This is a genomic window from Streptomyces sp. NPDC041191 (assembly GCF_055591945.1).
On the sequence record NZ_JBVIZC010000019.1, the window covers coordinates 18,191 to 30,887 of the forward strand.

The window sequence follows — 12,697 nt, forward strand, 5'->3', positions numbered from 1 at the left end:
GTACGGGAGCGGACCGGGACCGCGTCACGGGAAACGGAGAACGGGGAGGGGCCCGTCTCCCGCCGGAACGTGCCGGCGGGAGACGGGCCCCTCCCCTTCCCGCCGGGACCCTCTACGGGGTCTCCGCCGGCGCGGGCTCGTCGGACCGGTGGCGGCGGAACATCCGCGTCGCCGTGATCTCGCCGTGGACCGGCTCGCCCTCCGGGTCGGGCTGCGGCAGGCCGGGGCGCAGGTGCTCCTCCACGCTGATGTACTTCAGGCCGGCCCGCAGGTCGGCGTCGTTCCGGAGCCTGATCACCAGCGGGAACTCCGCGAGCGCCGTCGTGTCGAACAGACCCGTCGTGTACAGGAGCTGGACGCCCAGCGCGTCCGACACGGCCCGCTGGAGCTCCAGGAGGTACGTGGCGTTGGCCCGGCCGATCGGGTTGTCCAGGAACAGGGTGCCCGCGTGCCGGTGCCTGTCGCGGCCCCGGTCGTTGGAGCGGAGCGCCGCCATCGTGCAGTACAGGGCGATGGCGGCGGTGAGCAGCTGGCCGCCGGAGAAGACGTCGCCCATCTGCCCGACGGGCACCCGCTCGGCGCGCAGCACCGCGTCCGGCTTGAGGATCTCCACGGAGACGCCCCGGGGCTCCAGGGCCGCCTGGACGCCCCGCAGCAGCAGCGACATGCCGTCGCGGCGCAGGTCGGAGTTCTTCTTCACGGCGGCGCGGGTGGCCTCGTCCACGACCTCGCCGAGCCGCTCCGCGAGGGTGGCCTGGTCGGGCTCCTCGAAGCGGATGCGCAGGAACTCCTGGCCGGACCACTCCCCGAGGCCCTCGGGGAGCCGGGAGAGCCGCTGGGCCGAGCGGAGGGTGGCGAGGGAGGACTCCACGAGGCCGCGCAGCCGGTCCACGATCGAGTCCCGGTTGCGCTCCAGCTGCGCCAGCTCGTCGGTGAGGACCCGCAGCCGGGGCGCGAACGCCTCGGCCCACCGGGCGGCGTGCTCGGGGAGCGCGGACGCCGGGAGTTCGCGGATCTGCTGGCGGGCCGGGGTGCGCACCTGCTCGTAACGGGTGGAGTTGGCGTGCCGGACGAGGACGTCGCTCGCCTCGCGCACGGCCGCGTCGGCGGCGGACAGCTCGGCCGTCCGGCCGCGCAGCGCCCGGCGCGCCTCGGCGGCCGCCGTGCGGGCCTCCTCCAGGGTGCCGGAGTACGGCCCGGTCTCCTCCGCCTCCTCGTCCGCGTGGTCGCGGAGCAGGTCCCTCAGGAGGGCGGCCGTCTCGTCGAAGCCGCCGGCCGCGTCCTCGGCGGCCCGGTGGTCCCGGAGCAGTCCGGCGTGGGCGGCGCGGGCCGACTCCAGGGCGGCGCTGCGGGCGGCGAGTTCGGCGGTCGCGGTGCGCAGGAGGGCCTGGGCGCGCTCGGCGTCGGCGGGCACCAGCTCCTCGGGCAGTTCGGTGTGGGCCGCTCCGTCCTCGGGGGCGAGGCGCTCGGCCTCGCCGCGGAGCCGGCCCAGCTTCTCGCTCGCCTCCGAGGCGCGGGTCTCCAGCATCTGGACCAGGGACTCGGCGCGGGCGGCGGCGGCCTGGCGGGACGGGCCGTCGGCGCCGTCGGTGGACTCCAGGAGCTGTTCGGCGCGGGTGCGGACCTTGTTGGTGAGGCGGTTCAGCTCGGCGAGGGCGGCGGACTCGTCGCTCTCGGCGCGGGCCTGCTCGGCGCGCAGATCGGCGCCGACGCCGACCTTCTCGTAGAGCTGGGACGCGGCCCGGTACGCCTCGCGGAGGGTGGGCAGGGCGGTACGGGGCGCGGCCGCGGCCGCCTCGGGGAGCGGATCGGGGGCGCCCGCGATCTCGGCGCGTTCGGCCCGCAGGGCGCGGGCGGTGCGGTGGGCGTCGTCGGCGGCGCGCTGGGCCGCGCGGCGGTCCTCGTCGGCGGCGCGGGCGCGCTCCAGACAGGTCTGGGCGCGGGCCTCGGCCTCGGCGGCGTCGTCGGCGAGTTCGCGGAGCCTGGCCTGCCAGGCGGACCGTTCCCGGAGCCGGAACGCCAGGCCCGCGAGGGCGTCGGCGGCCCGGCGGGCGCGCTGGGCGGCCTCCTGGCGCTCGTCGCGGACCCGGGCCGCCTCGGCCGCGGTCTCGTCGGCCTCGGCCCGGACCGTGCGGGCCTCCTCGAGGGCCGCGGCCGCCGCTTCGGCGGTCTCGCGGGCGGCCTCGGCGGCGGTCGCCAGTTCGGCGAGCATGCCGGGCGGGCAGTCGGCGCGCCAGGCACCGATCCGGGCGGCGAGGGAACGGTCACCGGCGAGACGGGCGGCGAGGGCGCGGATCTCCTCGTCGCGGGCGGCGGCACGCGCGCGCAGGGCGTGGCGTTCCTCGTCGGCCGCGTGCTCGTCGTGCATGGCGGGGTTCGGCGGTACGAGGAAGACCCCGCCGTCCCCGTCCGCCTCGCGCGCCGGTACGGGGGCGAGCAGGGCGGCGGCGGTGCCGACGGCGACGGCGGAGCGGGGCAGCAGGGCGGCGGTGGCGAGGACCTCGCGGGCGCGCCCGTACGAGACGGGGTCGGTGATCACGACGCCGTCGACCAGTTCGGGGCGGGCGGCGAGCACGCGCGCGTGGTCGGCGGGGTCCACGGCCTGGGCGAGGTAGCGCCAGCCGGGGAGGGCGGGGATGCCGTGCTCGCCGAGGTGCTCGACGGTGGCGAGGACGTCGGGGCCCGGCGGCAGCAGACCCCCGTCGCCGAGGGCGCCGAGGATGCGGGAGTCGTCGGCGGCGGCGGTGCGCAGGTCGAAGAGCTGCCGTTCGGCGGAGGCGACGGCCCGGTCGAGCAGGGAGCGCAGTTCGTCGGCGTACCGGTCGAGGTCGGCGGCGGTGAGCGGTCCCTCGTGGGGGGCGGGCGCGGACTTCGCGGAGCCGTCCTCGGTCCGCTCGCCCGAGGGCAGGCTCAGGAGTTCCGCCAGGCGCTCCTCGGAGGCCAGGGACTCGGCGGCGCGGCGCTCCGCGTCGTGGGCGTTCCCGGCGGCGGTGGCCGCGTCGGCCGCGCGGGCGGCGGCGAGTTCGGCGCGGGACTCGGCCCCGGCGGCCTCGCGCGCGCGGTCGGCGGCGGCACGGGCGGCCTCGCGGGCGGTGTCCCAGGCGGCGACCGCCGTCTTCTCGGCGTCGCTGGCGGCGAGCGCGGCGCGGGCCGGGTCGGCGTCGGGGGCGGTGTCGTCGAGCCAGCCGGCCCGTACCGCCTCGGTGGTCTCCTGCTCGACCTCGGCGAGCCGCTGGCGCAGGTGGCCGGCCTCGCTGCGGGCGCGCTGGGCCTCGGTCGCGGCGGCGGTGGCGTCGCGGTGGGCGGCCTCGCCCGCCTCCTGGAGGACGGTGGAGCGCTCCTCCTCCTCGGCGGCGTGCCGCTCGCCCTCCTCGGCGGCGGCGGCCAGGGCCCGTACGAGGTCGGCGGCGGCCTCGGCGCGGGCCGCCAGGGCCGGGGCGGCGTCCCGTTCGGCCTCGCGGATGGCGGCGGCCACGCGGGCGGAGCGGTCGGCTGCGGCGCGGTGGCGGAGCACGGTCTCGGCGGCCTGCCAGGCGGCGTGCAGGGTACGGGCGTCGGTCAGTTCGCGGCGCTGGGAGGCCGCGCCCTTCTCGGCGGCGGCCAGGGCCAGCGAGGCGTGCCGGTAGGCGAGTTCGGCGGCGATGAGGGCGCTGCGGCCCCGGGCCTCCTCGGCCTCGGCGACGGCGTGGGCGGCGGAGGTGACCCCCTGGGCGAGTTCGGCGCCCCGGCCGCGTTCCCCGGCGGCGCGGGCGGAGAGCCGGCGGGCGAGGGTGCGGGTCCGGCGCTCGGCGGCGGTGTGGACCTCACGCGCGCGGGCCCGGACTCCGGTGGCCTCGACGATCCGGCCCAGGAGGTCCACGGAGCCGGCGGTGAAGTCGCGTTCGGCGGTGAGTTCGGCGCGGCGGCCGAGCTTGTCGCCGAAGCCGCCGACGAGGTCGGCGAGGCCGTCGGTGTCCCGGGTGTCGGTGACGGCGCGCAGCAGCAGGTCGGTGAAGTCGGAGTCCTTCTTGACCGCGAAGAGGCCGGCGGCCTCGCCCTCGTCGGCGTTCATCTCGCGCTGGTAGCGGAAGAGTTCGGGGTCGAGGCCGAGGTCGCCGAGGTGTTCGTTCCAGCGGTCGTGGATCTCTTCCCAGACCACCTCCAGGTGGGGGTACGCCTTCCCGGCCTCGGTCAGCGCGTCGCGGAAGCCCTTCATGGTGCGGCGGCGGCCGCGGGCCCCGGAGACGCCCTCCGCGGGCGGGCGGACGGAGGTCGCCTCGGCCACGGGGAGGTTGTCCAGGCCGAGTCCGGGTCCCGGCCGGAAGGAGTACCACGCCTCGGCGAACTTCCGGGGGTCGTTGGAGACCTGGCGGCCGCGCCACTCGCTGGCCTTGCCGACGACGACGAGTTCGCCGGTGAGGGTGTGCTGCCATTCCAGGGCGACGTGGCCGCAGTCGTCGGCGAGGAGGAACTTGCGCAGCACGCCGGAACTGGCGCCGCCGAGGGTGTTGCGGTGGCCGGGGAGCATGACCGAGAAGATCAGCTTGAGGAGGACGGACTTGCCGCCGCCGTTCTCCAGGAAGAGCACGCCGGCGGGGGCGGGGCGGCGCGGCGGGCCGACCGGCTCGTCCTCGAAGAACTCCGCCTGGGCGGGGGCGGGGTGGGGCACGGGGGCGCCGACTCCGCGCAGGTCCAGGACCGTGTCGGCGTAGCGCGCGCCGGCGGGGCCGATGGAGTAGAGGCGGACCCGGGACAGCTCGTACATGGCGGGGACTCTCGTGCTGGGAAGGTCGGTGGGGCGGCGGGACCGCGCCGGGGACGGGCGGGGTTACGCGTGGAACGGGAGGCCCGCGTCGGCCGCGAGCTCCAGGTCGTCGCCCTCGGGCGGCGGCAGGAGGGTCGCGGAGCCGTCGCTGACGGGGACGACGCCGAGCGCGAGGAGTTCGGCCATGGCGGCGGACCCGGCCATGTCGCGGACCTGGAGCTGGTAGCGGGCCGTGGTGCGGTAGGAGCCGCCGCCCTCGTCGCCGGTGCGCTGGAGGAAGCCGGATTCGGTGAGGAACGCGGCGGCCTTGCCGACGATGCCGGTGGTGGAGCCGGCGAGCCTGCGGGCGTCCTTGGTGGCGCCGGTGGCGCTGCGGCGGGCGTAGATCCGCCAGGCGGCCTCCAGGCCGGGGGCGTCGGAGGCCGGGTCGGTGTTCTCGCCCTCCTCCTCGGCGCGCCGCTCCAGGCGGAGGCACGCCTGGCGCACGAAGGCGTCGACGCCGTTGACGGTGAACCGGCCGATGTACGAGTCGTCGGCGAGGTCCTCGGGGCGGGGGAAGGCCATGGCGGCGACGGCGAGGTGGGCCAGGCCGTGGAGGAACCGGTCGGCGGAGTCGGTGGAGGCGCGGCGGGCGTAGTCGCCCATGCGGACGGCGAAGACGGAGTCCTCGCCCGCCGTGACGGCCATCCCCGCGCGCGGGGAGACCTCCAGGACGATCAGGCCGAGGCCGGTGGCGACGGCGTCGGCGAGGCGCGCGAAGGCGGGGTCCTCGCGGTAGCGGCGGAGGAGTTCGGCGTATTCGGCGTCGCGGGCCGGGAGCAGTTTGGGCTGGAGGCCGAAGGAGACGAGCCGGGCCGCGTCGGCGGCGTCGGCGGGGGTGACCGCGGGGCCGCCGGACGCGGCGGGGACGGCCGGGGACCGCGGGGGCTCCTGCTCGTTCCACGCGTCGGCGTGCTCGGCGTGGGTTTCGCTCACGGCTGGGGCTCCTCGGGACGGCTCTCGGTCGGTACGGGACGGCGGGCGGGCAGGGGCAGCGGGACGGGGGTGACGGCCGCCGGGGCGGCGGGGGGACCCGGACGTCCGGCGGGCGCGGGCGGCTCGTCCGTGAGCCGCACGGCCCGTACGGCAGGGGGGCCGCCCCGGCGTGGCGCGGGCCCGGGGCGGGACGGTGCGGGCACGGGGACGACGGCGGGACGGGCGCGCGGGGGACGCTCCCCGGTCCCGCCGCGCGGGCCGGCGGACGGGCCGGCGGGCGGCGCCACGGGCACGGGCGACAGACGGAGGCCGGGGGCACGCCCCTCCCCCGGGACGGACCCCGCTTCCGCGCCGGACTCCGCCTCCGGGGCGGACTCCGCCTCCGGGAGGGGCCTTGCTCCCGCGCCGGGGCCCTCCTCCGGTGCGCGTCCCGCCTCCGCTCCGGGCCCCGCTCCCGGAGCGGGCTCCGGCGCGGAAACCGGGCCGGCGGGCGGCGGGGCCGTGGGGGCGGAGGAGTCGGCGGCCCCGGCGGGAGCGGTCCGGGCCGGGGGCGCCACGGGCGGGACGGGGTTCACGTCGCCTCCGAACGGCCGGCGGCCATGCCCGCCGCGTCGAGGAGCGCCGTTCCCACGACGAGGTCGGCGCCGCCGAACTCGGGGTCGTCCAGCGGGGTGCCGTCGTCCACGGCGAAGAGCAGGCGCTCCTCGCCCTGGCGGTAGGCGGTGCCGACCGGGGGGCTCGCCGCGTGGACGGCGAGGAGGGCGACCAGGTACGGCAGGTCGGGGTCGAGCCGGCGGGCGTCCGCGAGCAGTCCGGAGAGGCGGCGCGGGGCGTCGTGCTCCAGGTCGAGCAGGCGCAGGGCGGTCGCGAGCTGCTCCTCGCTGAAGCGGGAGTCGTCGGGGGTGGCGATCAGGTCGGGCTCGGGCATCTCCGCGCCGAGGTGCTCGCGCTCGACGGGCGGGGTGAGGAGCAGGTCCACCAGGTCCCCGAGGCGGACGGAGGCGGGGGTGCGCAGCCCGGTGCCGTGGGCGAAGAAGGCGTCGGTGGCACGGGTGGCCCCCTCGACGGGGAGCGTGAGGAGCGGGGCGAGCAGCTGCCCGTACAGGTCCAGTCCGGCGGAGGCGGCGGGGGCGGCGAACGCCTGGCGGTCCTGCTCGGCGCGGAAGAGCGGCCCGGCCTCCAGGAGACGGGACTGGAGCTGGGTGTGGCGCCGGATGCAGTCCTTGACGATGTCCACGAGTTCGGCGGCGCGCCGCTTGTGCTCCGCCGTCTTCGCGTCGGTGGCGGCCTCGGCCTCGTCGCGCACCCTGCGGATGTTGGTGAGGATGGCGTTCTCGTGGCGGTAGCGGTCGGCCACGTGGTCGAGCGCCTCGGCGATCATGTCGGGGACCGTGTGGAGCCAGTCCACGGCGCGGACGTTGCGCCGGGTGGCCTCCAGGGTCCTGCGGAGGGTCTCGGCGTACTGCACGGTCCGGTACCGGGCCTGCTCGGCGGCGAGTTGCGCGTCGGCGAGGCGGCCCCGGTCGATGAGGACCTCCAGCTTCACCTCGGCGGCGATCTGGGCGCTGGTGACGTCGGTGTCGAGGGCCCCGACCAGGACGTTGACGGCCTCGTCGGTGGTGCGGAGGTAGATCCCGCCCCCGTATCCCGGGACCTCCTCGATCAACTTGAAGTCGTAGTCCCTGCGGACGTAGACGCCGTCGGGCCCGAAGGTGCCGTAGACGGCGCGGAAGCCGCGGTCGACGCTGCCGACGTTGATCAGGTTCTCCAGGACCCAGCGGGCCACGCGCTCGTGCTCGGCGGCGGGACGGGAGGGGGCCTGGGCGGCGACGCGGGGCAGCAGGCGGGCGACGATCTGCTCGTGGTCGGCGCCGGTGTCGAAGTCCATGGTGAGCGTGATCAGGTCGATCGCGGCGAGGGCCACCTCGGCCATCGCGTAGACCGTGTACTCACCCGCCAGGTTCGCCTTGCGGACGTCGAGGTCGTGCAGCGGGGCGGTGCACGCGAGCGCGCGGAGCCGCCGCGCGAGCCCTTCGTCGGCGGCCGGGCCCTGCGCGGGCCGCGGCCCCGCGCTGAGCTGGGGCGGAACGAGGTCCGTCGAGGCAGGCGAAGTCACGGTGCACAGATTAGGTCCTCCCCCTGACAACGGTCGAAACCGTGCGGACGCGGCCGGACTCCGGGGGGCGGCCCCCGGGGTCCGGCGGGGCGCCGGCGGTCCGGGCGCGGGCGGCCAGGACCCGGGTGCGGGAGTCGTCCAGGTAGCGGACGAGAAGGCGCTCCGCCGTGCCGCGTTCGCCGGCGCGCAGGGCGTCCAGGATCTCCCGGTTGCGAGCGAGGAACGGCTCGTGGAGGGCGCGCGGGTCGTCCACGAGGTGGAGGGCGAGGCGGAGTTCGGCGAGGACGCCCCGCATCAACGCGTCGGTGCGCGCGCTGCCGGCGAGGGCGACGAGTGCGCGGTGGAAGTGGATGTTGGCGGTGGAGACGCCGTCCCAGCCGCCGGCGCGGGCGGCGGCCTCGCCCGCCCCGACGGCCGCGGCGAGGCCGTCGAGGGCGTACGGGGGCCGTCCGAGGCCGCGTACCACGGCGCGTTCGACGAGGGCGCGGGTGCGGTAGATGTCGGTCACGTCCTCGGCGGCGAGGACGCGGACGAAGACGCCGCGGTTCAGCTCGTGGACCAGCAGGCGCTCGTGGGTGAGGAGGCGGAACGCCTCCCGGAGGGTGTTGCGGGACACCCCGAGGGCTCCGCCGACGGCCTCCTCGGAGAGCCGGGTGCCGGGAGGGAAGCACCCCTCGGCGATGCGGGTGCGCAGGACGTCCGCGACCCGTTCCGCCGTGCTCGTGCGCCCGAGCAGCGCGCGGTCGCGCGCCAGGTCCTCCGCTCCGCCCCCTGCCACGGCGCCTCCTCCCGCTCCGTCGCCGGCGGTCTCCCGGCGTCCGCCGCCGAGTCAACCGCACGGCACCGGGCGGGACAATCGGCTCCTTGTCGGATCGTTCAACAATCCTCTACGTTGAGGGCGTCCCACGGTCCGCCGTGTCCTCCGGGCACGCCCCACCCCGCGAGGCGCAGATGAGCACGAACCGGGTGTCGATCGACCTCAACGCCGATCTCGGCGAGGGCTTCGGCCGCTGGACGCTGACCGACGACGAGGCGCTCCTGTCCCTGGTCACCAGCGCCAACGTGGCCTGCGGCTTCCACGCGGGGGATCCGGCCACCATGCGGCGCGTGTGCGAGCTGGCCGCCGCGCGCGGGGTGCGGATCGGGGCCCAGGTGTCCTACCGCGACCTGGCCGGGTTCGGCCGGCGGTCGATGGACGTCCCGGCGGCGGAGCTGGCCGCCGAGGTGGCGTACCAGATCGGCGCCCTGGAGGTGTTCGCCCGGGCGGCGGGCTCCCGGGTCGCGTACGTGAAGCCGCACGGCGCGCTCTACAACCGGGTGGTCCGGGACGAGGAGCAGGCGGCGGCGGTCGTCGAGGGCGTCCTGCTCGCGGACCGGGCCCTGCCGGTCCTGGGGCTGCCCGGCTCCCGGCTGCACGAGACCGCCGCGGCGGCCGGACTGCCGGTCGTCCCGGAGGCGTTCGGGGACCGGGCCTACCGGGCGGACGGCACCCTGCTGCCGCGCGGGCTGGAGGGCGCGGTCGTCAGTGATCCCGCCGAGGTCGTCGAGCGGTCGGTGTCCGTGGCGCGGTTCGGCGTGGTCACCGCGCACCGCGGCGGTCGGGTGGCCGTCCGGGCCCGGTCGCTCTGTCTGCACGGGGACACCCCGGGCGCGGTGGAGCTGGTCCGGCGGGTGCGGGAGGGCCTGGAGTCCTCGGGCGTACGGGTGGAGGCATTCGCGTGAGCGGGAACGGGAACGGGAACGGAGGCGGGGTCGGGGACCGGAACGGGAACGGGAGCCGTTCGCCGGACGCACGCGTGCGCGTGCTGCGCGTGGGCGAGCGGGCCCTCCTCGTGGAGCTGGACGGCGGGCCCGAGACGGAGGCGTTCCACGCCGAGGTGCTGCGGCGGCGGGCGGCCGGGACCCTTCCCGCCGTGCGGGAGGTCGTCCCGGCGGCGCGGACCGTGCTGCTCGACGGGGTGGCGGACCCGGACCGGCTCGCGGCCGAACTGCCGGGCTGGGAGGTGGCCCCCGTCCCCCCGCGCACGAGCAGGGCGGTGGAGGTGCCGGTGCGTTACGACGGACCCGATCTCGCGGAGGTCGCCGCGCTCTGGGGCGTGTCCGCCGAGGCGGTCGTACGGATCCACACGGCGGCCGAGTTCAGGGTCGCCTTCTGCGGGTTCGCGCCGGGCTTCGGCTATCTGACGGGGCTCGGCGAACGGTACGGGGTCCCCCGCCGGGACACTCCGCGCACCGTCGTTCCGGCGGGTTCGGTCGGCCTGGCGGGACCGTACACGGGGGTGTACCCGCGCCCCTCCCCCGGCGGCTGGCAACTGATCGGGACCACGGACGCCGTGCTCTGGGACGCCGGGCGGGAGCCGGCCGCGCTCCTCTCCCCCGGCACGCGGGTGCGGTTCGTCGCGGAGAGTTCCGCGCCGGGGGGCGGGAGGTGACCGGCGGGTCCCTCGCCGTGGTCCGGGCGGGGGCGCTGACCACCGTGCAGGACCTGGGACGCCCGGGGTACGCGCACCTGGGCGTGCCCCGTTCGGGCGCGCTGGACCCGGTGGCCGTACGGCTCGTCAACCGGCTCGTCGGCAACGCGGAGGGGGCGGCGGTCCTGGAGACCACCCTCGACGGCTGCGCGGTGCGGCCCGGACGCGCGGTGACCGCGGCGGTGGGCGGCGCGCCCTGTGCGGTCCGGGTGGACGGGCGCCCGGCGCCCTGGGGCACGGCGTTCCGGGTGGCGGCCGGATCGGTGCTCGACGTCGGTCCCGCCGTGCGCGGACTGCGCGCGTACGTGGCGTTCGGCGGCGGGATCGGGGTCGAGCCGGTGCTGGGCAGCCGCTCCACCGACCTGCTGTCCGGTCTCGGCCCGGCGCCGCTGGGCGGGGAGGACGTGCTGCCGCTGGGACCGGGCACGGACGCGCCGGGGCCGGTCGACGTCCCTCCCTGGCCGGGGCCGCCGGAGGTGCTCGTCCTGCGGGTCCGGTTCGGGCCCCGCGACGCCTGGTTCACGCCCGGCGCCCTCCGGACCCTCACCACGCGCGCGTACCGGGTGTCCCCGGCGAGCAACCGGATCGGGCTGCGGCTGGAGGGGCCGGCCCTGGAGCGGGCCCTGCCCGGGGAGCCGGCGAGCGAGGGCATGGTGCTCGGCGCGGTCCAGGTGCCGCCGGACGGGCGCCCGGTGGTCTTCCTCGCGGACCATCCGACGACCGGGGGCTACCCGGTGGTCGGGGTCGTCCGGGAGGCCGACCTCGGCGCGGCGGCCCAGGCGGTGCCGGGGACGGCGGTGCGGTTCGTACCGGTGCGGTGAGCGCGGCGACTCCGCCCCGCCTCCTTCCGGCGGCGGGTCCCCGGGTACGGGCCGGTGCCGGCGCCGGGAGGACGCCCCGGCCCCGGAGGAGGGGAGGGCGGGTGCCCGCCCGTCCCGTCGTACCCGCCCGTCCCGTCAGACCTGCAGGTCCGGCCCTATCCGGTTCCGCACCGCCCGCTGGACCTCGACCTCCTCGGCCGGGTCGGCGGCGAGGCGGCGCAGCCGGTCGGCGACGCGGGCGTCACCGGTCCCGGCGTGCTGGGCCGCGATCTCGCGGGTGGTCTCCTCGCAGTCCCAGAGGCATTCGACGGCGAACCCGGTCGCGAAGGTGGGGTCGGTGGCGGCGAGGGCGAGGGCCACGCGGCCGCGCAGCCGGGAGGAGGCCGTCTCGCGGTAGACGTGGCGCAGCACGGGGGCCGCGCAGGCGATGCCGAGGCGTCCGGCGCCGTCGGCGAGGCAGGCCAGTTCGGGGGCGTCGGGCCCCTCGGAACGCACGGTCGCGCGCAGGGCGCCGAGGACGGAGGGGGAGTCCTGGGCGGTGCCGCGGCAGGCCAGTACCTCGGCGGCGGCGGCGCCGAGGGCGTCGGTGCGCCGGACCCACACGCGGGCGCGGGCGACGGCCTCCTCGCCGCACATGCGCCGGTAGGCGGCGACGGCCGCCTCGGCGACCGGGCGGGAGCCGCCGTCGACGGCGTACTCGACCAGGTCGAGGACGGCGGGGTCCCGCGACGCGGCGAGGTGGTGGAGGGCGGCGCCCCGGGCCCCTTCGGCGCCGTCGCGGGCGGCGGCGAGGAGTTCGGGCCGGTCCTCGGGGCCGGCGACCGCGGTGAGGCAGCGGGCGGCGGGGCCGTGGAGGACGGCACCGCGCTCGTACCCCTCCTGCGCCCAGTCGAGGACCGCGCGCACGCTCCAGCCGGGGCGGGGTCCGGCGGGGCGCATCTGGCGCTGCCAGCGGTCGAAGGAGCCCCGCTCCATGGCGGCGGCGACCCGGGCGCCGATTCCGTCGCGCCGGTCCTCGGCCCACAGGCGCCAGGGACGGGGCTCGAAGGCGTCGCGCACGGTGCGGGCCAGTTCGGCGTCGCCCTCCGGACCGGCCGGGAAGCGGGCCAGGACGGAGGGGGCGAGCGCGCGGAGCCCGGCGTCGTCGTCGCGGAGGGCCAGTTCGTCCAGGGCCCAGGCCCAGTTGGCGCCGGTCGCCGCGTACCGCCGGAGCAGCGGCAGGGCGTCCTGGCGTCCGTAGGAGGCGAGGTGGCCGAGGACGGCGAGCGCGAGCCCGGTCCGGGACTCCTCGGTGTCGAGGTGGTCCTCGGCGCCGAACAGGTGCGCCTCGATCTCGTCCAGACCGCCGTGGAGGTCCAGGTAGAGCCGGGCGTAGTAGAGGGAGCGGTTCTCGACGCGCCAGTCGTGGCGGGGGTCGTCGAGGACGCAGTGGTCGAGGGCCGCGAGGGCTTCGGCGCGGGGCGCGGCGAGCGCGTGCAGGGTGCCGTCGCCGCGGCCCCGCTGCAGCAGGCCGAGCAGGGTTCCGCTCGGCGCTATGACTGGATCGAACATGGGAGGGCGCCTCACATCA

The 12,697-nt window shown here is 77.8% G+C and carries 8 protein-coding genes; 3 read left to right on the forward strand and 5 right to left on the reverse strand.

The window, feature by feature from the left end; translation table 11 throughout:
- Window positions 1-112: 112 nt before the first annotated feature.
- From ACZ6AQ_RS28075 to ACZ6AQ_RS28090, 4 genes are all read right to left on the reverse strand, one after another.
- Window positions 113-4,744: a coiled-coil domain-containing protein gene (locus ACZ6AQ_RS28075; protein WP_468763486.1), complete on the reverse strand. Its 4,632-nt coding sequence runs from the start codon at window positions 4,742-4,744 to the stop codon at window positions 113-115.
- Between the two features lie 63 nt (window positions 4,745-4,807).
- Entirely contained in the window at window positions 4,808-5,719 is a 912-nt protein-coding gene (locus ACZ6AQ_RS28080) for a hypothetical protein (RefSeq protein ID WP_388698707.1), read from the reverse strand.
- A 571-nt stretch (window positions 5,720-6,290) separates the two neighbouring features.
- Window positions 6,291-7,835 carry a hypothetical protein gene (locus ACZ6AQ_RS28085; RefSeq protein ID WP_468763488.1) on the reverse strand — a complete coding sequence of 515 codons (1,545 nt, stop codon included), beginning with the start codon at window positions 7,833-7,835 and terminating at the stop codon, window positions 6,291-6,293.
- Window positions 7,836-7,845: 10 nt separating this feature from the next.
- A complete protein-coding gene (locus ACZ6AQ_RS28090) occupies window positions 7,846-8,613 on the reverse strand; it encodes a GntR family transcriptional regulator (protein ID WP_468763490.1) in 768 nt (255 codons plus the stop codon).
- 173 nt (window positions 8,614-8,786) lie between these two features.
- On the opposite strand from ACZ6AQ_RS28090, the gene ACZ6AQ_RS28095 reads away from it, so the two are divergent.
- The 3 genes from ACZ6AQ_RS28095 (at window position 8,787) to ACZ6AQ_RS28105 (ending at window position 11,127) form a co-directional block, all read left to right on the forward strand.
- On the forward strand, window positions 8,787-9,557 hold the full coding sequence (locus ACZ6AQ_RS28095; protein WP_468763491.1) for a LamB/YcsF family protein: 771 nt from the start codon (window positions 8,787-8,789) through the stop codon (window positions 9,555-9,557).
- Between the two features lie 74 nt (window positions 9,558-9,631).
- Window positions 9,632-10,267, forward strand: a complete 636-nt coding sequence (gene pxpB / locus ACZ6AQ_RS28100) for a 5-oxoprolinase subunit PxpB (RefSeq protein WP_468763493.1) — start codon at window positions 9,632-9,634, stop codon at window positions 10,265-10,267.
- Window positions 10,264-11,127 carry a 5-oxoprolinase subunit C family protein gene (locus ACZ6AQ_RS28105; RefSeq protein WP_468763495.1) on the forward strand — a complete coding sequence of 288 codons (864 nt, stop codon included), beginning with the start codon at window positions 10,264-10,266 and terminating at the stop codon, window positions 11,125-11,127. The genes pxpB and ACZ6AQ_RS28105 overlap by 4 nt, the downstream gene beginning before the upstream one ends.
- A 135-nt stretch (window positions 11,128-11,262) precedes the next feature.
- On the opposite strand, the gene ACZ6AQ_RS28110 is transcribed toward ACZ6AQ_RS28105, so the two are convergent.
- The gene (locus ACZ6AQ_RS28110; RefSeq protein ID WP_388698693.1) at window positions 11,263-12,678 is read right to left on the reverse strand and encodes a HEAT repeat domain-containing protein; all 1,416 of its coding nucleotides are present in this window, start codon (window positions 12,676-12,678) and stop codon (window positions 11,263-11,265) included.
- Window positions 12,679-12,697: the final 19 nt, after the last annotated feature.